Source organism: Halorubrum sp. F4 (genome assembly GCF_027257195.1).
Taxonomy (GTDB): domain Archaea; phylum Halobacteriota; class Halobacteria; order Halobacteriales; family Haloferacaceae; genus Halorubrum.
The window spans coordinates 24,179-46,058 of the sequence record NZ_JAPDFS010000008.1 but is presented as its reverse complement, the minus strand read 5'-3'; the positions used below and the strand labels follow the sequence as shown (position 1 = coordinate 46,058).

Annotated in this window: 22 protein-coding genes and 5 pseudogenes; 15 read left to right on the top strand and 12 right to left on the bottom strand. The window is 52.5% G+C overall.

Translation table 11 applies throughout. The annotated features are described in order from the left end of the window. Positions 1-12: 12 nt before the first annotated feature. Together OKW78_RS14455 and OKW78_RS14450 are read right to left on the bottom strand one after the other, a co-directional pair. Positions 13-1,089, bottom strand: a complete 1,077-nt coding sequence (locus OKW78_RS14455) for an amidohydrolase family protein (protein WP_281195767.1) — start codon at positions 1,087-1,089, stop codon at positions 13-15. Between the two features lie 56 nt (positions 1,090-1,145). Next, positions 1,146-1,592: pseudogene (locus tag OKW78_RS14450) on the bottom strand (IS1595 family transposase); the annotation flags it as partial. Between OKW78_RS14450 and OKW78_RS14445 the strand changes: the two are divergent. The 3 genes and pseudogenes from OKW78_RS14445 to OKW78_RS14435 form a co-directional block, all read left to right on the top strand. Next, positions 1,592-2,240 (top strand): annotated as a pseudogene (locus OKW78_RS14445) (IS630 family transposase); the annotation flags it as partial. The pseudogenes OKW78_RS14450 and OKW78_RS14445 sit on opposite strands and share 1 nt — an antisense overlap. Before the next feature lie 274 nt (positions 2,241-2,514). Beyond that, positions 2,515-3,270, top strand: coding sequence for a fumarylacetoacetate hydrolase family protein (locus tag OKW78_RS14440; protein ID WP_281195766.1), 756 nt, complete (start codon positions 2,515-2,517; stop codon positions 3,268-3,270). Between the two features lie 212 nt (positions 3,271-3,482). Further along, a complete protein-coding gene (locus OKW78_RS14435; RefSeq protein ID WP_281195765.1) occupies positions 3,483-3,773 on the top strand; it encodes a hypothetical protein in 291 nt (96 codons plus the stop codon). Between the two features lie 251 nt (positions 3,774-4,024). On the opposite strand, the gene OKW78_RS14430 is transcribed toward OKW78_RS14435, so the two are convergent. Then, a complete protein-coding gene (locus OKW78_RS14430; protein WP_281195764.1) occupies positions 4,025-5,098 on the bottom strand; it encodes a M20 family metallopeptidase in 1,074 nt (357 codons plus the stop codon). A 245-nt stretch (positions 5,099-5,343) separates the two neighbouring features. On the opposite strand from OKW78_RS14430, the gene OKW78_RS14425 reads away from it, so the two are divergent. After that, complete coding sequence (locus OKW78_RS14425) at positions 5,344-6,225, top strand: IS1595 family transposase (RefSeq protein WP_281195763.1); 882 nt, start codon at positions 5,344-5,346, stop codon at positions 6,223-6,225. A gap of 78 nt (positions 6,226-6,303) precedes the next feature. On the opposite strand, the gene OKW78_RS14420 is transcribed toward OKW78_RS14425, so the two are convergent. Then, positions 6,304-7,053 (bottom strand): HpcH/HpaI aldolase/citrate lyase family protein, encoded by a 750-nt coding sequence (locus OKW78_RS14420; protein ID WP_281195762.1) that lies wholly within the window; start codon positions 7,051-7,053, stop codon positions 6,304-6,306. A 93-nt stretch (positions 7,054-7,146) separates the two neighbouring features. Between OKW78_RS14420 and OKW78_RS14415 the strand changes: the two are divergent. The 4 genes and pseudogenes from OKW78_RS14415 to OKW78_RS14400 all read left to right on the top strand — a co-directional run. After that, positions 7,147-7,272 (top strand): annotated as a pseudogene (locus tag OKW78_RS14415) (IS6 family transposase); the annotation flags it as partial. A gap of 99 nt (positions 7,273-7,371) precedes the next feature. After that, positions 7,372-7,674, top strand: coding sequence for an AbrB/MazE/SpoVT family DNA-binding domain-containing protein (locus OKW78_RS14410; protein ID WP_281195761.1), 303 nt, complete (start codon positions 7,372-7,374; stop codon positions 7,672-7,674). Continuing rightward, on the top strand, positions 7,674-8,093 hold the full coding sequence (locus tag OKW78_RS14405) for a PIN domain-containing protein (protein WP_137689041.1): 420 nt from the start codon (positions 7,674-7,676) through the stop codon (positions 8,091-8,093). Before OKW78_RS14410 ends, OKW78_RS14405 begins: the two co-directional genes overlap by 1 nt. 113 nt (positions 8,094-8,206) lie before the next feature. Then, a pseudogene (locus OKW78_RS14400) lies at positions 8,207-8,377 on the top strand (ParA family protein); the annotation flags it as partial. 8 nt (positions 8,378-8,385) lie between these two features. Here the strand turns inward: OKW78_RS14400 and OKW78_RS14395 are convergent. Continuing rightward, a complete protein-coding gene (locus tag OKW78_RS14395; RefSeq protein ID WP_281195760.1) occupies positions 8,386-8,799 on the bottom strand; it encodes a hypothetical protein in 414 nt (137 codons plus the stop codon). Between the two features lie 94 nt (positions 8,800-8,893). Between OKW78_RS14395 and OKW78_RS14390 the strand changes: the two genes are divergently transcribed. Both OKW78_RS14390 and OKW78_RS14385 read left to right on the top strand, forming a co-directional pair. After that, positions 8,894-9,052, top strand: coding sequence for a hypothetical protein (locus OKW78_RS14390; RefSeq protein WP_281195759.1), 159 nt, complete (start codon positions 8,894-8,896; stop codon positions 9,050-9,052). 98 nt (positions 9,053-9,150) lie between these two features. Then, positions 9,151-9,315 (top strand): hypothetical protein, encoded by a 165-nt coding sequence (locus tag OKW78_RS14385; RefSeq protein WP_281195758.1) that lies wholly within the window; start codon positions 9,151-9,153, stop codon positions 9,313-9,315. A 348-nt stretch (positions 9,316-9,663) separates the two neighbouring features. On the opposite strand, the gene OKW78_RS14380 is transcribed toward OKW78_RS14385, so the two are convergent. Then, positions 9,664-9,915, bottom strand: a complete 252-nt coding sequence (locus OKW78_RS14380) for a winged-helix domain-containing protein (protein ID WP_281195757.1) — start codon at positions 9,913-9,915, stop codon at positions 9,664-9,666. A 512-nt stretch (positions 9,916-10,427) separates the two neighbouring features. Here OKW78_RS14380 and OKW78_RS14375 point away from each other — a divergent pair. The 4 genes from OKW78_RS14375 to OKW78_RS14360 all read left to right on the top strand — a co-directional run bounded on the left by OKW78_RS14375 (position 10,428) and on the right by OKW78_RS14360 (position 14,946). Beyond that, entirely contained in the window at positions 10,428-10,673 is a 246-nt protein-coding gene (locus OKW78_RS14375) for a hypothetical protein (protein WP_281195756.1), read from the top strand. After that, positions 10,666-11,325 (top strand): hypothetical protein, encoded by a 660-nt coding sequence (locus OKW78_RS14370; RefSeq protein ID WP_281195755.1) that lies wholly within the window; start codon positions 10,666-10,668, stop codon positions 11,323-11,325. The genes OKW78_RS14375 and OKW78_RS14370 overlap by 8 nt, the downstream gene beginning before the upstream one ends. 357 nt (positions 11,326-11,682) lie before the next feature. Further along, complete coding sequence (locus OKW78_RS14365) at positions 11,683-12,432, top strand: tyrosine-type recombinase/integrase (protein WP_281195754.1); 750 nt, start codon at positions 11,683-11,685, stop codon at positions 12,430-12,432. A gap of 2,166 nt (positions 12,433-14,598) precedes the next feature. Further along, entirely contained in the window at positions 14,599-14,946 is a 348-nt protein-coding gene (locus tag OKW78_RS14360) for a DUF6788 family protein (RefSeq protein WP_281195753.1), read from the top strand. A gap of 60 nt (positions 14,947-15,006) precedes the next feature. Here OKW78_RS14360 and OKW78_RS14355 read toward each other — a convergent pair whose 3' ends face one another. The 5 genes and pseudogenes from OKW78_RS14355 to OKW78_RS14335 form a co-directional block, all read right to left on the bottom strand. Beyond that, positions 15,007-15,438 (bottom strand): TRAM domain-containing protein, encoded by a 432-nt coding sequence (locus OKW78_RS14355; protein WP_281195752.1) that lies wholly within the window; start codon positions 15,436-15,438, stop codon positions 15,007-15,009. A 192-nt stretch (positions 15,439-15,630) separates the two neighbouring features. Further along, on the bottom strand, positions 15,631-16,326 hold the full coding sequence (locus OKW78_RS14350) for a nucleotidyltransferase domain-containing protein (protein WP_281195751.1): 696 nt from the start codon (positions 16,324-16,326) through the stop codon (positions 15,631-15,633). A gap of 68 nt (positions 16,327-16,394) precedes the next feature. After that, on the bottom strand, positions 16,395-16,820 hold the full coding sequence (locus tag OKW78_RS14345; protein ID WP_281195750.1) for a MarR family transcriptional regulator: 426 nt from the start codon (positions 16,818-16,820) through the stop codon (positions 16,395-16,397). 417 nt (positions 16,821-17,237) lie between these two features. Further along, positions 17,238-17,543 (bottom strand): annotated as a pseudogene (locus tag OKW78_RS14340) (cell division control protein Cdc6); the annotation flags it as partial. Between the two features lie 138 nt (positions 17,544-17,681). Continuing rightward, positions 17,682-18,944, bottom strand: a complete 1,263-nt coding sequence (locus OKW78_RS14335) for a Cdc6/Cdc18 family protein (RefSeq protein WP_281195748.1) — start codon at positions 18,942-18,944, stop codon at positions 17,682-17,684. A gap of 566 nt (positions 18,945-19,510) precedes the next feature. On the opposite strand from OKW78_RS14335, the gene OKW78_RS14330 reads away from it, so the two are divergent. Next, positions 19,511-20,503, top strand: a complete 993-nt coding sequence (locus tag OKW78_RS14330; protein ID WP_281195747.1) for a hypothetical protein — start codon at positions 19,511-19,513, stop codon at positions 20,501-20,503. Between the two features lie 340 nt (positions 20,504-20,843). On the opposite strand, the gene OKW78_RS14325 is transcribed toward OKW78_RS14330, so the two are convergent. Beyond that, positions 20,844-21,464 carry a hypothetical protein gene (locus OKW78_RS14325; protein WP_281195746.1) on the bottom strand — a complete coding sequence of 207 codons (621 nt, stop codon included), beginning with the start codon at positions 21,462-21,464 and terminating at the stop codon, positions 20,844-20,846. Positions 21,465-21,880 lie beyond the last annotated feature (416 nt).

Below are 21,880 nucleotides of genomic sequence, written 5' to 3'. Positions count from 1 at the left end.
TATCATCCGATTTCATTCAGACACCTTGTACAGCTCTTCTGCATTCTCGTACATGATTCGCTTTCGTAACGACTCGGACATCTTCGGGAGCCCGTACTCCGGGTGGTCGTTGTCCCAATGCGGGTAATCAGAGGAGAACATCAGAGTCTTATCGGCGTGCATCATCTCGAATATCTGTTCGAGTTGCTCCGGTCTCTCCGGTTCCGCGATCGGTTGCGTCGTGTAGTATGTGTTCTCAATGATGTACTTACTGGGCGCCTTCTTCAGCCACGGAACCTGTTGACGGAGCCCCTTCCAATCTTTGTCCATCCGCCACATCATCATTGGGACCCACGTAAATCCACATTCGATGAAGACCCAGTCCAGCGTCGGGAATTCCGCGAAGACGCCTTCGCTCATTAGGCTATTGAGCTGGCCGATGTGGAGCATCGGCATTGCATTATGTCGGGCGAAATAGTTCGATGGATATCCAACCGCATTCGGCGGTTCGCTCATCCCTGCTCCTTGATTCGAAGGGTGGAGTGCCATCGGAAGATCCATCTCCTCTGCAGCCTCATAGATCGGCCAGTAATACGGGTGACCGTATCCTCCTCTACTTACACTATTCATCAGAACCTGCTTGTTCTGTGGGTGTGAACCATATTCGCGGATCAATTCCGCTGCCCCTTTGGGATTTTGGGGGGCAACGACAACCGAGCCAAGGAATCGTTCGTCAGCAGAGAGCCACTTGTCCACGAGCAACTCGTTGTACGCCCGAGCGAGTTCGTGAGCATAATCCCTGTTTGGGAGGACAGAGAGACTAAGTATATCCCCCGTCAGAATCCCGTAGTCAATGCCGAACTTATCGAACAGATGGGTTTGAATATTCTCAGGTGTAGACCCAGCCGGCGTGCCGTCCTCATTCTGTACGTCTTCCCGGAGGACACCACCAGGATTGTTGTACATCCTGCCAGGAAGCTCCACTCCGATCGACTGGTAGCGCTTAGGAAGATATTGTTCAATCTCTTCATCCGAGGCGCGCGTCTGATGGACGTCCGTGTCGATAGTCAGACCGACAGCTTCGGCGCCTTTCGGCCCTTGGGATGACATGTTATAACATGTTGTGCTAGTCTTATTAAGCATACCGACTCAGCCATTCGTCTCGCTCATCTGTAGAAGTCAGTCCCCAAGATCTTCTCGAACCAGTGCCAGTGTTGAGGGTCAAGCTGGAGAAGTTCAGATAGCCCTGTAAGTGGTGTTTTGAGACGCCTCGGAACCTTCGCAACCAGTTGCGAAGGAAGCTGTGGCGGTTCTCACAGCTGTTCGTGTGAGCGTCGTCGACAACGTAGTGTTCGTCGTAATTGATGGCGAGATGGCCATCAATTTCGTCGTACTCGTCAATTCCGTTGTAGATGCTGTACTGGTCGGTACAGAGGATCGCTGGATCGTCCTTATCTCCGTACTTGACGATTTCCTCGTCTACATCTTCGAGATTATTTCGAACGAGTAGCTAACTCGTCCGTCGCTTCGACGGACGAGTGTCACGACTGGCGGTTTGTCTGTTTCGAACCGTCCTCGTCCCTTTTTTTGAGTCCGCCCTCGCGCGGACTCTCTTGAAGAAACGTACGGCGTCAACTACTCAATCCCGAGCTGTCGGCGGTTGTTGAAAGAGGCGAGATTGAGTTATCAAAAACCACGCCGTTCAGCCGCTGAATCCGACGAGGACGAACAAGAGGAGTTCTACGACGAGATCAAAAAAGCGGCGGGAGATGGACGCCACAGTAGTCTGTATCGATCAAACCAAGAAATCTGTACAAGTCGAGCCGCGTGCCGCGTGGTTTCCCCGCGGCACGCGGCCTTCCGTCGAATTATCTGGCCAACGGGACTGGACGTGTCTGCTGGGCGCGATCACCGAAAACGGTGATCGCTTCTTCTTTCGATTCACAGAGTACATCACCGCTGACCACGCAAAACATTTCATTTTAGCACTATGTGATGAATTTGAAGAGGATTTAATTGTCGTTCTCGATGGAGCACCGTACTTTCAGGCGTCGGCCGTCACGGACCTAGCGGCCCGTGACGACCTCGCCTTCGTGACGCTTCCTTCATATTCGCCAGAACTGAACGCAGTCGAAGAATGCTGGAGACAGCTCCAAGCAGCTCTTAGCAACCGCTTTTTCGATTCACTCGACGAACTTACAACAGCGATCGACAGTGCTCTTGATCAACTCTCGATTCCAAAGGTGAGTAATTATTTCTAGTAACTACTATATTTCTAACGTTTACTATATTTTGACGAATAGAATCCCTCTCTAGTGCTCTGTTGAATAGCGCCCTCTGAGCGGTGATGGAGTGACACCAGATCTGAGACTATCCTACTCGACCGCTCACAAGGTGGCTCAGGTTTAGCCGAGCTACAAACCACCGCTATTCAACAGAGCACTCTCTAGCGTTTCTACATAACCCGCTACGATAGGTTCATAGTTCCAAACTTCGGGTAAGGTATATATCGACACTAATCTAGGTTCAGTTGTCATGCGAACGATTCGATTTAGAGACCCCGCGGCGGAGACGCGAACCGGGGAGCTGGATGGAGAAGACATCCGCTCTGATGGTGAGACCTTTTCACTCTCAGATGTGGAAGTCCTCCCACCGACAGTCCCGTCAAAGATAATCGGAACTGGTCCGAACTACTATTCGAATATAGAGCACTACGGTCGTGAAGAGCCAGAATCCCCATCAGACTTGCTTTTATTTGTAAAAACCCCGCCGCATGTCTTAGTAGGCCATGAGGGGGTAGCCACACTTCGTCCACACGGAGAGTTCCATTACGAAGCAGAACTCGGTGTCGTAATCGGGGAGCACTGTCGTGAAGTCTCGAGCGACGAGGCGATGGAATATGTTGAAGGGTACACGTGCGTGAATGAGATCACCAACAAAGGAGTTCAAGAGAGCCAATATGATCCTGGAAATCTCGTCCGTTCAAAATCCTTCGATAACTCGGCTCCAATTGGGCCCGTTGTCGCGTCACCTGATGAGGTCCCTGAGGGGGCTACTCTCGAACTTCAATTAAACGGCGAGGTGCGGCAAAGAGACCGTATTTCACAGTTAATTCACCCGGTCCCATCTCTCATCGAAGAATTCTCTCGATACTTGACGCTTGAGCCGGGTGATGTGATCGCTACAGGAAGTCCAGAAGGTGTCGATAAACTCAGTGATGGCGATCAAGTGGAAGTATCTATTGAGGGGATCGGGACCCTAAAGCACAGTGTAGTGATTCCTTCTCCCTGAGTCGCACAGAGGGCGGTACCAGAGTGCCTCATTTCACATACATTCGGTAGTTCCCATAGTCCCTGAATTCTGACATGATTGCGGGAGTCAAACGAATGCGACCAGAGAGATCGATTCAGTAAGCGGTGAGAGACGACGATCTTCCGTGAGGTGCCATCGCGAGGCTTTGTGCGACAGAGCTCTCCATCATCAGTGTGGGGACAGCCGTGGTAATGGATATCGACGAAGTCGAGGCAGATGATCCTCGGCCCTGGCCCGAGGATCATCGCTGCCTGCTGGGCGAAGAGGTCATTGACGATTCTTTCCAGTTCATCAGGCGGAACGGTATGAAGCTGTGTAAGCGTGTAGTCGTCGGAGTACGTCCGACAAGTAGTGTCGGTAACAGCCTTGATGGACTTCTGATCGACGGCTGCTTGAGTAACCGTTTCCCAGATGATCCCGGAGTCGAAGACTGCGGCTTCGACTCCGGGGAGAGGAAGTTCCTACAGAAGGCTGACCGCTAAGTTTTCGAGGTTAGAGGCCGTAAGGCAGTGTCTGGGTGGTAGAGAAATCTCATAGGCACCCATCCAGACGTTTCCTGAGAATCTAACCCTGTCAGTTGTGACCATCCGCTTACCCGATGGGAACTACCGACATTAGGAGATAATATATCCGGATTAGACCTAGACTCGAAGCTTAAGATGAACCTTCTGACATCACCGAATCATGAGGTGGATACCCACCGTCTCTGCCGTAGATCAATTCCTCTGCTGAACTACAGGGATTCGGCCGTATTCCGATAGATCCGATAACAGCGCTCTAAGACATCGACACTCGCGCTCTCGGTTGCTGTATGTGCTTCACCTGGTTCGGAGGCGCCAGCGACAACGCACGTGGTTCCTGCGCGAGCGAGCCAACCTGCATCGGTAGCATGCGGTTTTAGGACCATCTCTGGTGTGCCGTCTTGGGATTCCTTTGACGCCTCTAAGACAGCGGCAGCGAAGTCCATGTCATCACACTCCATAGCCGGGAACTCATCTGAAGTGGAAAACTCAACGTTCTCGAGACCAGTCAACTGCTCATAGGAAACTTCGACTCCCGGTACGGTCCGCTCATCGGCTTTGAGTATACATGTGCTGGGAATCTCGTTGGAGGGGTTCCCTCCATCTTGTATTTTCGTTATGACGGCACTTCCACCGATCGACATCCCGTTAATCTTGGTATTAGGGAAGTCGAGATTTGCGTATATGTCAACAACATTCTGTGACTGGTATATCGCATTTACCCCAGCTTCGGGTTCACTAGCGTGAGCGGCAGTGCCTTGAACAGTAATCTCGTGTTCGCGCCGGCCTCGATGGGCAATGACGACGTCCGTTACACCTGACTTCGAGTAATTCGTCGAACCTTCCCCGACGATCGCATAGTGAGGGTTGAATCCGTTCTCGATAGCGTATTGCGCCCCCTCACCGCCCGTCTCTTCCCCGACAAAACTCGCAAAGATGAGTTCACAGTCCGAATCAGCCTCTCGGAATGCGATCATCGCGGCCGCAACTGAGCCCTTCATATCTGCAGTACCACGTCCATAGATTCGCCCATCGCGTTCCTCGACCACGTACTCCTCCTCGTCTAGTTGTTCAGCCGCTGGGGCAACTACGTCATGATGCCCAACAAGTGCGAGAGACGTCTCCCCATGTCCCCGCTTGGCGATGACGTTACCGACCTCGTCTCGGGTCACTTCGGCATCTGTGTTCTCATTGAGCCATAACTCGATAGCGTCTCCAACGCTTGTCTCATCTTCGTGGCTAGGTATCGAAACAAGCTGCTTAACAAGGTCTATCAGTTCACTCATAACCCATCATACTGTGGTACCGGTTCTAAATGTATCGGTGGGAGGGATCTGTCCATTATCTTGTAAGGCGTCGTGAACGATTTGTCGCAATTTCGTACCAGACGTAGGTTGACGTGTCTAGAACCCAGTCCAATCCTGCTCCGAAATAATCGTAACGCTCTTCTGTAGGAGATTGTTGATACTGCTGAGCTGTGGCTGTCGAGTCGAAGAGGACAAGGACACCGCGTCAGCGGTGTCCGACACGGATGATTCCGCTAGATGCGTTTGGGTCGGAATCGGTCGCAGCGGACCTGCTCCAACAGGTTCGCTGGCGTGACGGTGTTTCCTGTCCTCGCTGCCGTTCTGACCGAACGGTCAGAAACGGCAGCTACGGGCACTTTCAACGGTATCTCTGTAAGGATTGCGACCGCACGTTCAACGATAAGACCGGCACGATCTTCGCTCATTCGAAGATCGCGCTCCGCAAATGGTTGTTCTCGATCTACGCGTTTTTACGGTTTAACACGAGTCTCAGACAGTTACAGTGCGAAATCGAAGTCACCTACAAAACGATCCACAGGCGTGTCGAGCGCTTCACCGAAGCGCTCGACGCGCCGTCACTCGATCTCCGTGGCCCGGTTGAAATTGACGAGTTCTACGTCTCTGCCGGCCTAAAAGGCCGCGAGCGCGACCGCTGGTCGCGCTCTCGCGGCCTCTCTCGACGCGGGCGCGGGACGTATGAACAGGACAAACCGCCGGTGTTTGTCCTCGTGGATCGCGGCACCGAGAAGCGGTACATCGTGCCGGCGAAATCCGCAGATAAATCGACGATCCGGCTCCTGCTGGCTGGCCGCCAGCAGGAGCCTCTCACGGTCTACACCGATGGATTTTGCGCGTACGATCCGCTTGAAGATCAGAATTTCGACCGCGAATACGTCGTTCACGGAGACGGTGAGTACGTCGACGACACGGTCCACGTGAACACGTGCGAGAGCCACGCGTCGCTGGCGCGACGGTGGCTCTCGCCGCATCAAGGCATCTCAAAAGATCGCCTCACACAGTATCTTCGGGCGTTCCAACTCAGGCGAGAACTCTACCGCAAACCCGGACGAGAAGCGCTCAAACATGCCGTCAAAGCCACTCTCTGAAATCAACAATGTGCTACACAAGAGCGTAATCGTAAAACTGCCTCGTTGGAAGAGATGGTCCTTGTTCAGGACGTGTGTTTAGGAATCGTTCTCTAGGCCCTCACGGAAGCCTGACGCAACAACACCGAGATCGGATGACCAAGTGACGAAGGAGGCAGCTCCCTCGTAATCTTCGAGAACATCGGGAGAAGGAGCCCATACTCCGGCTCCGCATCCTGCCTCTTGAGCGGTGTCGAGAACGTGGAAGATAGCTTGACGAAGCTCTTCACTCTCGGCTGAAACCCCAAGTGAGAACCCTAGGTCCCCCGGACCGACAAACACCGACTCGACTTCGTCCATTTGCACGATTTCTTCAATGGAATCGACGCCGGCTTTGGTTTCGATTTGTGGGATAATCTGGAGTTCGTGATCAACCCATTCAACGTATTCATCACGATTACGCGTGCCGAACTTGCCAGCACGGGTACCGAGCGCTAGACTTCGTCCACGTGCGTATCGGGCTCTGTCCAAGACTGTGGTAACATGCTCTTCACCTTCCACTTGCGGGATCATCAACCCACTCGCACCTGCATCAAGAAAATGGTTGACGTGCTCGGAGCGGTGACTTGCTAAGCGTACGATTATCGGAATTGAATGGAGTTCTGCAGCTCGGAGAATATTCTCAATAGTGTCCAAACTTGGCGACGCATGTTGTCTGTCAAGAACCAGAAATTCGAGTGGTGTATCCGCCAGCACTTCAACCATCACCGGGGAGTTACTCTGAAAGAACGTTCCGGGGGACACTGTCGAGTAATTCATTACTGACTCATTCAGGCTATCGTGTGGCATCGTCCCATAGTTAGCATACACCAATATAACGGTATCTCCGGGAACCGCGGTCGCGTTAAGTTAGAAGATGAGGCGGGAGATGTCTGAGTGTCTATGCCAGAGATCGACCGCCTCAGCGAACGTATTGCGTGGATTGACTTGTCGTTTGTGGAGCGAGATCGAACTCCGCGATGGGCGATTGAAATAGGGATCCGCTGTCATTTAGCCGGTATGTCGCTCCGCGAGGTGAGTAAACTCGACCAAACACCCGACAGAGGAGCAACAACCGTTTGTCAATGAGAAGAAAAGTTAATTATGATCGAGATCTAACTATGAACTATGAGCAAGACAGAACGGTCGAATAACTCTGAAAAAGAGATTGTCGCCGTCACTAAGCACGGCCAGGCGACCATCCCAAAACGGTTCCGTGAGAAGCTCGGAATCAAAGCACCTGGGAAGGTGTTGTTCCGGGAAACCGAAGATGGGGAGGTGATCGTTGAACAGGTCCGCTCACCGAGTGAGATGCGCGGCTTTGCCGCCCGTAGCGAAGCGAGTACGGACAAGCCTGCGTCCGAGATCCTCAAAGAGAAACGCGACCAGGACCGGAAAGAACGCGATTCGCAGTTCTCAACCGAAGAGTAATGTCGGTTCCTGACCGCGTTGTCTTCGACGCCGAGCCACTGATAGCACACGCCGACGATGAACCAGGCAGCGAGGTTGTAGAAGAGTATCTCGACGCGGTCGCAGTCGAGGACACCGTCGGCTACGCCAGCTACGTGAATCTCGCTGAGATCCGGTACACAATCGCCCGGAAGTACGACCGCGACACAGCCGACGAGTATCTCGACTGGCTGACCGATCTCGGTATCAAAACGGTAGATGTCGGCGATACTTGGACGGACGCCTCGGAGTATACGCTCAGGTATAATCCTGCGCTTGGCGACTCGTTCGCGCTGGCAACAGCTGAACACGTCGACGCGACGCTCTTAGTTGGCGGTGACGACGATTATGACGATGTCTCCGATATCCCGATCGAACGGTTCCGCGACGGTTCCGCGTAGGCACCCGTTCGAAGATCTTACTTGTCTGTGATCCACAACCAACATTCTATGAGCGTCTGACGTACTCTTAAGACTCTCCGATATCTTTGCTCTCTTTGAGGACAAAGGCACGTATGAGACTCGGAGTTACCAACCAGAAAGGCGGTGCCGGGAAGACGACCACGACACTGAACGTCGCCGGCGCACTGAACCAGCGCGGCCACGACGTCCTCGTCATCGATCTCGACCCGCAAGGGCACGCCACTGAGGGGCTCGGCTTCGAGGATCTGAACGACTATCCCGATAACTAGACCTAACACTCGGTGTAGACGATCGCCCCAGCAGGAGTTCGGCCGGTTGCCACGGAGCTGTCTGCCCACCCTCCCATGTGGAGCTCATACGTGCCTAGCTCTACCGATGTTCTTTCTCTGGCCCACTTTATCGCGAGAGCAGCCACCTTTAGACATGCCATATACACAGCCACACTAACAGTGATGCCCTCGATCTCTGCGACTACGGCTGAATAGATGAATGGTTCAGACTCCCAGTCTAGATCGATAAGATCGTCGACCACCGTCCACTTCCCAACTGCGTCGAAAAGCCACTCATACTCTCGTTTGATCAGTACCTTCGAGATATCTCCCGAGGCAGCTTCCTGTACTTGGAGCGGCCACAGGACGTCCATTAGCCCGTACGCGTTGTGATCGACGCCGAGACGGGATATCATATCGACGGGTTGCTCGGTCTCGTATAAAAACCTCATCGCAGCTCTGTCTCTCGGACGATCAACTGTTTTCACAACACAACCCCCGACTTAACGTATGGCTACCTTCGCCGTCGACTGTCCAGGGTGCGGGACGACGAAAGAGCACATGACGACGACTGCGAGCCAGATCGGCGTCCACTGTAGCTGTGGAGTCACCTTCACCGTCGACATCGACGAGCAGACCGTCGACGACTGGTGGGAACGCGAATCTTAACCAACGGCTGGGCAGTATCGGCCTACTGTGTTGGTTAAGAGCGAAGTCGAAAGGTTCCAACACCCACGATTATCAGTTCGCGGCGGCTAGAGGATGATATGGGCCACAAAGCTCCGGCCGACGCCGACACGATCTCGGACGAGGAGCTCACCGAGCTGCTCGCCGATGCTGAGGGGACGACGCCCGAGGAGATCGAGCGCGGCGCTACCGAACTCGATATCGCGCCGCCTGAAGAGGCGACCGTCGTCGACGTCGATGAGTAACAGTATTGTTTTGAAGTGGGTTCAGTATCGCTGAGCAACGACTTTAGATGGCTCTAACAACTCAACGGTACCGCTCCGGTGGATAGAAGACGACATGAACGGTTCACTCAACGTTGTACTACGCTCTCGCTAGGATCGACATCTTATGCTCTTGGGTAGAACAGTTTTGACGGCGACCTGTCTTGCAGTTTTAGAAAGTCCGGGGCTCTCAGGTCACCCCTCCAGAATAGCTGTGACTCAGGCAAATCCGTGGCCTCTTACAACTGACCCGAACTAGCGAGTCCTCAGAAACAATCTGCCTCACAAGAGCGTGACATCAAACTAATCTTGATAATCGCCTGGCAGCAATTACACATCTTCCAACTCATCTGCGTCAATATCGCCTGCGAGGTACTCTCGGCCGAGATCAGATAGGTGATAGTATCCGTCAGTGTCCTTCACTAAGAGCCCTTTCTCGGCCAAGTCTGGCAACCGTCCCCGTACTGTAGAGTACCCGATATTGTGACCGTGTCGATTTAAATTCCGATAGAGAGGCTTCGGGGCGAGTTCTAGATCGTAGTCGTTGAGAAACTCTAAGATGACTAGGTCAGTCATCGTCATCCACCCCGGAGTAGGCCGCATTTTCGCAACGTCCAACGGGACCTTTGTTAGTTACACGGGTTGTGCCCATTGAATAGCCCATATGAGCTAATAAGTAGCCCATAAAGGCTAACAGTTAATACCTCAGAATCCACACGCTATAATCACGGACCCCATCAGCCGCTGATGATGACGTGTTGGGCTCAAAAAAGACGCTGGCCAACCTGCGCCAGTAGCTGGTCCATGTGGGAACTCCGTGGATACGCACAAACCCATGTACATCGGTTCAACACGGCGGCCTGAGATTTTCTTCCAAGACATAGGATCAAGTTTGACTGGCGAGTGTTCGGCAGCGCTCGCGAAGCTAGTATTGGCCGGCCACGTGATCCATGACCTATCTTACCACCAGAATGGCAGCCAGACAAATGACTCGCAACCAACACACTTGAATCAACCATGACGACACCACACCCACCGAAGAACGCGTCGCTCCAGAACCTACTGGGTACGCTTCCGACAAACGGTACATCCCAATGAGCCGCCCAGCAATCGACCTCGAAACCGATGTCACCCGCGACCGCCCGCTCACCCAAGAAGAGGCGAAAATCCAAGTCGCGCTCTGTGATGACGACCCGTCACAACTCACGCTCAGCGTCGGCGGGAGCTGGGGCGTTACCTTCGCCGATCTCACCCCGGCGGAAGCCCGTGCAATCGCAACAGCACTTAAACATACGGCCGTGCGCGCTGCCGCTGCTACGGAGAACTCAACCGATGAGTGACTTCTTCGATGAGCTCAACGAGAAAATCGACGCTCTCAGCGATCGCGAAGAGCCAATCGGCGACGACCTCAAGCACGACCCGACGAACGGTCGCTGGCTCGAACGAGAGACAGCAGAAGCCTTCGAGCGGTGGGGATACCAAACAACACGGAACGAGTACCTGTTCGGGCTTGAGACCGATGTCGTCGCCCGCAGAGCAGACCTCCAGAACGATCCGGCAGATTATCTTGTGGCCGAGTGTAAAGATTGGCACACGACTCTTGTCAACCGTGATGCGGTCGCCGACATCTCTCACCGAGCGCTACTTGCCCGAGCGATGCCAGTGCTCGTCGTCGCGTGGGGCGTGACCACCCAGGCTTGGTGGCTTGCCCAAGTGCTTGATGTTCGAATCCTCACTATCGAGGATCTCTACACGGACTCGCTGCCACCGCTTACTGAACGTCGGCCCCCTCAAGGAACCCTTCGAACGAGGCGAGAACCGCACGTGAGCGAACTCAGGAGTAATATGCCGCAGCTACTGAAGCGACAGAGCAAACTTGATATCGAGACACCCGTATTCTTCGATGGCGGCTGTAGCCCCTGTTACGTGCCGGATCGACGTGGCAACGACAAGTATGTTAACACCTCTGACACCGACTACAATTTCAGGTAGAAACGAACGCTGTGGATCCTTTTTCAAGCTGATACTCGATCAAACCCGGTGTGATCAACTGAACTTAGACAAGCATCTGAAAGAGGAAAGCCTGAGTAATTTCAATCCTCAAAATCTAATTGACGAATATATTATAAGAATGTAGATGCCAAAGATGTATTAAATATTATAATATGATGTGTAAAATAGTCCATTTTAATCTCTATCAGGGATTTCTTATAGTAACAGTTTGCTTGTCGGTGGGAACAGGCAAAATATGTGGCTGGTATATTCTGAATACGGCTAATAGAGCCACTCTCTACTGCTTCTATCTTTTACCCGTTAATTATTTACCGATAAACTGTTTACCTGTATACAATGTCTAGTAGGAATAAGTTCAAGCCACTTGACAGTGATCACACCAAGAAATTTGAAGATGCAGCAAAAGAGTACAAGAATATTGATTTCATGGCTTCACTCGTTTGCCGTACACTCCTCTACCTCGGTCTGCGCCCAAACGAATTTATTCACTCCATCCCAGCATGGTTACAACGAGAAGGTCGTCATCTCAAGTTTGTGATCACACCATATTCTGAAATCCCAGGACACGACGGGATTTGTACAAAAGGTGCAGGCGAAATCGGCAAAAACAATCCAGATGGCGCTAATTTGCATAAATCGGGGAATCCATGTTATACTTGTCGTAAACATGGTGATACAAATGGATTTGAAGGCAAAACTTCAAACAGTCCTAGAACATATACGCTAAATTCACCAGAATTGGAAGAACTTGGAGACGATCTTGAATGGTTTTTTGAGCAACACAATAAAATTTCATTTGGGAATGACGGAGTTAATCGGAGGGTCCGAAACGTCGCAGAACATGCTGGACTTGGCGAGGTCCGGGGATATAGAGAGCTTTCAACGCAAGGAAAAGTACCCGATATAGCCGCATATGACCTCCGACATACATTTGGGACTCGCCTCGCGCGAATGGACTTCAACAAACATGAGATAATGGCGATGATGGGACATGGGGACTCTGAGATGCCTGAGAAATATATTTCATACACTGGAAAACGTAAAGAGAATCTGATGAACGAAAAATGGGATCCAGACATCTACTAAATGACTTCCTCTACAGATCCTTTGTCACCCTCTGAACTTCAACAACTTCGAGAATCCGCATCAAAACCCGCAGAATTACTTCCTTTAGCCGTCGTCCCTGCGACAGGACTTCACCCAAAGGAGTTTCTTCACCTCCACTCATCATGGATAGAGTGGCCATCTAACAATGAAGCATCTCCAAACTTCCCGTTGATTAGAATTCCATTAGAACCCCAACCCTGCCGCCGGAAGAAATTTGTAAGTAAGTCAACACTTAAGTTGATCAGCCGCGATCGGCCTTGCGAATCCTGCCGAGAGGGAGATGATATTTTTCATGCAAATAGTCGGAGCGAGGAAAATAACGTCGTATCCGTTGTAGATGAGTTTGCTCATGATCAAATGAAGTGGTGGTTCAGACGATTCGACACAGTACCGTGGAGCACAGGCTTAAATTCACTCAACCGGCTTGCCAATGAGAGTATTGAACGCGACTGTCGAGTTACTTTAAGAGGTCTACGATACACATTCGCAGTTCGTGCCGCAAAAATGGGAATAAATGTAGAAACAATAACAAACCAGATGGGACAGAACGTTATCACCCAAAGGCTTCGAGATTTATTACACAAACACGGAGAACATATCGATTTGAAGAGGAGCACAGTTAGGGACTATTTGATCCTACTGAATAATAATAAATCGATGAGCATTTCAGAGATCGCGAAGGCGCTTGGGAAGTCTTATGAAGCGAGTCTCAGCTTCATGAACCAGCTTGCTACTGAAGGACTCGTCCAACAAGTGCGAGAGTCGAGTGGCCCGAAACCCGCCTTATGGACAAATAAGGTACCGCCAGATACTGAGCTGGTATGTCAATATCCACGATGTGATAGGACTTTCAACACATTTAACGGGAGAGGAATTCACGAGTCCAGCAAACATAAATAACAAATATTAATCATTAGTAGTCCTCATTGATTATGACAGAATTATAATAGGTAGAGCCGTCTTTAGAATCGGGGCCAAATTCAGATTGATGGCCAGTCAGTTGAAGAAAATTTGATCGCCTGTGAAATCTCAAGCATTCTGTACGTGGTAAAGTAATGGTAGCGACCTTGATAGGTCTGGTGTCGAACCCCAGCTACTTCTGTCACCTGCTGAAATGCTCATCTTACTACACTATGTACCTCTGATTATTGCCTCTTGGAGGGTCACCTGACGGGGGCGTTTCCCCATCACTTCAACCTCTGGCTCAACGAGGGCAGCACCGGCGACAGCAGCGTCCTGTCGGTACGAGTCTCTTGCCGTGACTGCCCACAACGCTGGGAAAATCACCTCGATTAACGGTCATAGCTCTGTGAGTTCAAGTAGGACATCGCCAGCAAAGCCGACACCGTCCGGTGGAACTGTCTCCTCCGATCCGTAATGGGTTCTAGCTGTGCGCAGCGCTCCGGCCGCAGCGTGGACTTCGTTGCTAGTGATCGGATTACTCACCCATTTTGGATAGATATCACGATACCATTCGGGGAGCTCCCCGTCGTCTCGGTTCGTCTCCTCGAATGACAGTTGTAGCCGGCCTCCGTCTTTTCGACAATCTCCGCATCGATGAGATCTAGGAGGTGGTCACGCAACGATCGAGCCGACACGCCAGCTCTCTCGGCGAGTTCCGATTGATTCACAAGTTCATCACTCTCAGCGAGCGTCACAAGTGCTTTCCGTGGCGTCGACGACGGATCCCGGAGTACTTGCTCCGGTAACAGCGCTGCGATGATGCGACGGAATTCTACAGACCGAATATGTCGTGTCTATCTTCCGGTGCCAAGGCTCGAGCGACACCATTCGCGATGGCCAGTGGCGATCGACACGCGATCATCCACTATGAGACAGCTGGCCGTGAACCAGGCGTGTGGGCCGAATGTCTTGGCTGTGGCGAAATCGTCGATCCCATCAATGACCAGTAAACAGTTCATTCAGCAGATCGTTAGACCAAAGCCGTCATCGATAACACACCACGAATGCCGCCACTGTGGATACAGCGTCGAGAAGGACATCGATGAATGCCCACAGTGTGGTTCTCACGAGATTGCGGCCAACGATCTCGAGTGAACGCTGAAGAGCTCACAGCTGGTAGAGCAGGTTCAAAACCTTATGTATCACACGAGTACTAAAGTGCCTCCAATTGTTACATAAGGCATGAAGCAGCCGTCATCACCGGCCTCGCTACCGAAGTATCTCGCGGAGGGGATCCCCAAACAGGATACAGAGACACTCCAAGAGGTACAGCGCTACATCGAGGCGCTCATTGAGTATCGCGACCAGTCGGTCGACACCGACGAACTTCCCGAGACTGCCGAGCCCGTCGACGAGCCTGATAGCGGCGGCAACGGAACCGTCGTCAAAGAGAAGGTCACCTGTGGTGATGATAGCTGTAAATGCGCCAGCGGGAGCCCCGCAGATATGCATGGGCCGTATCTCTATCGCTACTACCGTGAAAACGGGACGATGAAATCGGAGTACGTTGGTAAGCCAGGAAGTGAGTAGGGTGGAACGAGACGGCCAGGCTCCCAACGACGGCCCACATCCGGCCATCAGAAAACAGCGTTAGAGCGCCCGTGAGTCGTGTTCGACGATGCTAGCAAACGCAACATTCTCTTGAACTTGCTCGATCTCAACCGTCGGTTTATCACCGGGTTGTCCGCCGGGGACGATCACGACATAGCCCCGCTCAACCTTCGCGATGCCATCGCCTTGATCACCGGTCGTCTCAATCGTCACGTCGCGGACGTCACCCTCATCCACAGGGGGACCCTGTGACGTCGGAGCTGCTTCCTGGGCAGTTGAGTGGTGTTGGTCTTGCTGGGTCTTCTGTTCTGTCGAGGATTCCGATGCGAGGATGGCGATACGATACGTTTCGTCAGCAGCGAGCGCGTCATGCTCGACTTCACTCGCCGGGATGTCCACGACATATGACCCATCGCGGTCTTCGATTTGAGCACTGAACAGAGAGCGAAGCGAATCAGAGATTTCAGTCATCGAGTATCGTAGAGTAGCGAAGGCGCTGTACGTAAATCCCGCGTGTTACACCACCCGTTCTCGGCTATCTCTCACTTAGCGGGCAAGACATTGAGACACTTTCAGAATGTTGGCTCAACTTCAGGTGATTTGGCTCTGTGTAATCCTCAGCAAGAGATATATTTTGGCCCAGGGGCAGGCAATATAGACCTGTCACTCATCGCCACCACCCTCCTCGAGGAGGAACTTTTCGACCGTCTCAAACTTGTTAGTGCTGTAAATCGGGATTCCTGAAACGACAATTTCCCGGACGTCTTCGGTATACGTGGGAATCGCTTGGAGCGCCTCAACGTCGATGTCGTAAGCATACCTGTTGCCGTCGAACTCGGCGTCTTCGAGGTCGCGACCAACAGCGTTCGCCTCCCGCTGGTTTGGGGCTCGCTCGTTCGTCGTGAGCACCCAGAGGTCGATGTCGCTGCGCCGATCGGCTTCGCCACGGGCCACGCTTCCGTACAGGACGATCCCGATGACGCCGTCGAGACGGCCAGTGAGTTCGTCGACGGCGGCCTTCACGGGCTTGTGGAACTCTGGTTGCGGTATTCGGAGGAGCGGGTCGTCCGGCACAGCAAGTCGCTCTCGGTTGATCTGAACGAGCCGCTGGTTGTTATCGGGATGTTCAACCACTAATCCGTTCTTGACGAGGGTGTTGACCGCTCTCCGAACCGTCTGTTGGGAATGACCAATCTGGTCAGCCACCTCACGCTGTGAGAACTGCTTGAATCGGTAATTCGTTAAAAATAGCAAGATGTCGTTCGTTGCCTTGCTTTTGAACAAATCCGCGTCTGAGGCGGGTATTGGAACGGATATGGACACACCCTGTTCGGGGCTCGATTCTGTCTCATGGCTCATGTGCCATGCTACGGCTCACTACTATATGAATTTTATAAATAAATGGCACAGTAATTAAAAATCACAAGTCACTGGTCGTCGCCGTTGTCTCCTTCAGATTCGATGGTTTGGGTGTCTTCTCCACCGTCACCAACGCTTGGATGAGGCCGATCCGGCTGTGCGTCGCTCCACGCTTTTGCTTCCTCCTCGCTCTCGATGATCGATCCAACCGACTCGTTGAGCGTGGAGAATACCTTTGAGAACCGGGTCGCTTCGACGAGTCGATGGTGATCGTCTGTGATCGCCCAATGATTCTTGCGGTGGCGAACGAGACCGCGATCTTTCAACCGACTCAAGTTCGTTCCCACGGTGTTCGGATCACGGTTGATTTCGTCTGCGATCTCGCGGCGTTTCCACGCTCGATCCCTGTTCTCGAGGAGGAACTTCACAACTGCCTCGCTAGTGGATAGTCTCTCCTCCCCGTTCCCCGCCGCTTCAAACTCTTCCATGTCCATTGTCATGGTCACGTGTTGGGTGTACTATTGTAAGAGTATGCTGCTGTGCTATGTGCTGTTGTGCTGAAGCAGATAGCCGTGTAAGCCGAGGCCATCATGTCGTCTAAAATCGGTTGGAGCCCCAACTTGCGGTTATCGGCAACCAGCTGTTTCAGTCTGGAATATGTTTGAACAATAGGGTTCAGTAGAAGAACCAGCAAGTGACCCTCCACCGTTTCCGGAGTTTTCTGGAGGAGAATCGGTCGACCCTACCTAACAAATCAGGACAAAATAGCGCGTCGTTGGGTAAGGCTAGAGTAGTCCCATTCGGTCTCTTTCCGTGATATTCGGAGTTTTGAGGAGATTTAGACCCTTCACCGTTTCCGAAGCCTTTCGGCAACGAGATATGGTTCTATCTAGCCTCGCAGAAAACTCCGTTCAATAGTCGGAGATGTCCGACTGAAGCAGATTGTTATCGTCGGCTGTCGACTGGATGATGTTCGCGAGCTCTTCGAAACGTGTCGTTTCGAGAAGGACCTCAAGCACTGATTTCAACGGGACATCAAGCTCGTATTCGTGATACCGACCAGCTGAGAGCCCCTCGTTCCGTTCATAGAGGTTGATCAGTCCGAGCATATTCATATCCGAGAGGTGGTCACGGACACGACGTTCACTCACGCTATCAGCGTCGAGACGGCCGCAGATCTTCACGTATCGATCGTAGAGATCACGGGACCGAACAGGATCTCGCACACACCCCCGATTGTAAGTGTTCTACCGAGCGCCGCCCCCCATATTGTAAGTGTTCATGGTCGCTACACACCCCCAATTGTAAGTGTTCGACTGGCGGTCCGCCCTCCAGATTGTAAGTGTATCTGTAGCTTATAGACCGAGCTTTGTCTGAATATCGCTGCGCGTGTCAGCCTCATACGTATCTAGGAACTCCTCGGCACTGTCACCGAAGAGATTTTCGAAGCGATCCATATTGTAGAGCGTCTCGATGACAACCCGTGGCTCATCCACAATCGAATAGATATACGACCGCCCGCCACGACGACCGAGATTCACTTCTTCCGTTTCGAGAAGGCCAAACATATCAAGCGTATCTAGATGATCCCGTACACGGGACTCAGAAAGCACATCGATATCGAGGCGATCGCAGAGGTCTTTATAGAACGAATAGATGGTTTTGACTTTGGCGTCCGCACTCTGGTCGACATCAAGAAACGTCGTTGCAACCAACACAACTTGCATTTGGACAGTCAAACGATTGGTGACGATCCGCTCAGTATTCGCCCGGTCTACTTGCGAGCGAGCGAGCCGAACGTGTTCTTCAATAACATGGTCAGCATCCTCGTGACGAGCTATGTCGCCAGCGGTTTCCAAAAGATCAAGTCCCATTCGAGCATCACCTGTGTCTTGAGCGGTGAAAGCTGCGCACAAGGGAACAACATCGTCACTAATCACGTTCTCATAGAAAACTAAATCTGCGTAGTAGTCCAAGATTGTTCGGAGTTCATCTGCGTCATACGGCGAGAACTGAATCTCTCGTTCGGTTAGTGTGGATTTGACTCGGGGCGAAAGACTCTCGCGGAATTTGAAATTATTGCTAATGCCGATAATACCTACCTTTGCGTGATCAAGTTCGCCCATCGCGTTCGCTCGAGGGAATTCATAGAGGAGCTCCTCATCTTCGCCGAGCTTGTCGATCTCGTCGAGGACAACAAGAATGCTTCCCCCAAGTTCGTCGAGCGCGGTATAGATACGATCCCAGAGAGTATCTGGGTGATGGCCTTGCTTGAACGTTTTTTCTGAGTAGAGTTCGTTGGCGAGGTGGGTGATGACTTTGTAGGTCGTATCTCGCTTATTACAGTTGATGCTAAAGACAGTAAGGTTCACCCCAGCCTCTATCGCGTCAGCCTCAAGATATTCAGTTACCTTATGAGTGGTTGCAGTTTTCCCGACACCTGTCTGGCCGTAAATAAACACGTTAGGCGGCCCAAAGCCGTCAAGTACGTCTTGTAAAGCTGCAGCAAACGTCTCTATCTCCTCGTCCCGTTCAAGGATCTCTTCAGGATGATATGCCTCTTCAAAGGGCTCCTTCGTCTGAAAGATATCGTTTGCACCCTTGAATGGCGAGTCCATACCACAACGTGTTAGCCAACATACTTGAAACCCCACCTTGTAAGTGTTGTAAGTGTTGTATCTGTTCTCGCGCTTTTCAACACCCCCACCCCGGATTGTAAGTGTTCTATAAGTCGAAACGGTGGGGGACCAGTTCTACACGAATGTAATCTGTTAATTTGGTTAATCTACCGTCTTGTTGTCGGATCTATTTCTATCTATATTATATAATATATAGTTATGGGTAGCAGTAGTATAGTAGGGTATTGTTAAAGATAGAAATTTCACATAATTCAGCCCTTAAGCGTATGTTTACACTTACAATTAGGGGTGTGTAGATAGAGCAGTTTACCGACTTTTATATAATACGGCTCTGGGGAGTATGTCCCCTAGGGACCCTAACAGTCGTGAGAACACTTACAATCCGGGGTGGGAGGGGTCATACTTCGAACGTAGTGTGAAGTAGACAAACCGTTGTAGGTATGCGACCATTCGTGTCTAGCGTGTAACTCCACAGGAAATGTTAAACTGAAGTGTAACCCGAGGGCGACCTCAGACATTTAGCATCAGGCTGTTTCAGTACAGATATGTCGTTTCGGGTCAGTTGGCACAATCTTCTCGAGCAGTTGGATGAGCTCTCGGAAGGAGCCACGTTCCATACACCACTCTCGAACGGTCGATTTCAGATCACTGGCGTTCAAGAGCATCGTGTCATCATTGAGTTTGTCGATACTGGCGAATCGCGACCGCTCCAGAAGGATCAATTCGAGACGCTATATCGACGTGTCTCTGACTCTAACGACGGATTCGACCTCGATCGGCTCCCACCCGATGCCGACCCATACCCGGCAGTATTGAGTCTCCATCCACGATTCGAGGTGAACGACGACCAGGGTGTGATCATCGAAACGGAGGAGCCAACCACCTCGCTGTTACTCGACGAAAGTGCGTTTCCTGAGCCCGATCTCGACGAGCGGACGGAGCCCGATATCGACGTCTACGCGGATGCGCTATTGCTCGTTGACGCGTTAGAACGGCACGAGGTTACCGCGCTCGAAGATGTCGAAACAGGGGCGCTCATCGACCTGTATACCTTGCTGTCGGACGTTCAACGAAACGCCAACGACCTCCGCAAGGAGATTGCGAACACGCTCTTAGATCGACTCCATCACGACCGGCCCGTCTCGGGATCGTACGGCTCGGTCCAGCGGACCGCTCGCACGAACCGCTCGCTCAAAGACGACGAAGCGGTCCTGGACACGCTCGAATCAGCCGGGATCGACCGTAGCCGGGTGTTGAGTGTTGACCGCGGGAAGGTTGACGATGCACTCGAGGTGACCGACGTCGCCGAAAGGGATGTCTATGAGATTGAAGAAACCGAGTACGTTCGGAAAGCCGAGGTAGATGAAGATCGCAAGGAGACACGGCTCCAGGGGCTGAAAGACCAGCTTGCAGCGAGCGATGCTGATGACGCTGACCACCTTCGCGACGAAGTCGAAGAACTCGAATCGCGGATCGAGGAACTCACTGAATTCAAGTCTGGACAGGCCTATCACACGCGCTCGAGATCTGACCAGTGAGTCGGTCTGACGACGTGACGAAGAGAATGGACAGACCACGGCCGACGTCGACTACGACGCGAGTGCTCCGGAACTATTGATTATCGCTGGCCCGTTGTCTTATGTAACACTTGCCTTCGTTCACCACTGGTTTGATACATAAGGGATTGATCCCGAGCCGCAGCGTGGACGAGATCGAAAAACGCCCGTTGTGGGTGTGATGTGCTCTCCAGTGGCCGGGATTCGCGCAATATCAGAAGGAGTTTGATTTCATATCCGGGAAGACAGTGTCTCAGACTTCCGACCTGTCGGCAGAAGGCGGCGGTCGACTCGTCAATGTATCAGAGCGAGCTCGTCTGAGTTACTCGTCGACGACGGTCGCCTCGCTCGGCGGGGCAATCTCCAGCTCCTCGGCTCCCCGCTCGATCTCCTCGATCGTCGTGCCGGTCGCGTTGGCGAGTTCCTCGCTTAGCTCCTCCAGCGTAAGCGCGTCCTCGGCCGGAGACTCTTGGCTCATACCTCCCTCTACCCGCTCAGAAGGGATAAACGTGGGTGCTGTATCCCCGCCGTCCGGCCACCGCGGCGGGTCGATCGGTGTGATCTGTCCCTCGTACACGTCGACAAAGTACTCACTTTCCCGTATCAGATACTCGGCCGACCGCCGGATCACTACCCCTCGGTTCGGCGAGAGCGGGGCATGTCGGAGCTGGAGGTGTACCGTCTCCCCCTCGCGGCGAGATACGTCGACGTGGAGGCCCTCCTGGTACACGTCGTGTCCGTCGTCCGCGGTGTCGTTATGATCTATCCGCGCGATCGCGGTCCACCGAACCGGAGCAGTCCTTTTCTGGTAATGGAGTTGGATCAAAAAGCGCGGGATACGTGTCCCCTCGCGATCGAACCCGACGGTTACATGTCGATCGGACCGCCCGGCTCGGACGTGTTTTGTCACGTTGTACCCGTCCGGGAGAGAGGGGGCAGTCATGGTACCTCGGTTTCACCGGAGAGACAAAAGCGATCCATTTCAGAACTCCGGCTTACAGCTGTCGGTCACCCTCCTCGAGGTCCTCCAAGACTCCGTCCTCTGTCGCGAGCACGTCCAGAACCTCCTCGAGTCGGTAGGCGCTGTGGAGAGCCCGCTGCGAGGCCCGCTACGGTCACGTCGGCACCTATGCCGTAGTCATCAGTTCGGAAGTGTTCCCACACTCGGATCAATATCGCTCGGTGCTCCTCAAAGCGACCGAGTGACTGTTGTCGGTCACTCTGTTCTCCAGAACAACTGACTACTTCTAACAGTTTGGCATCGAAAACGAAAGCAACAGCTCCGTTGATCTAAAATTGGTCCAGCTATTAGCGTATAAATTGGCGCAATAACACCGAGGGATGGTCTCGTTGGGAGCG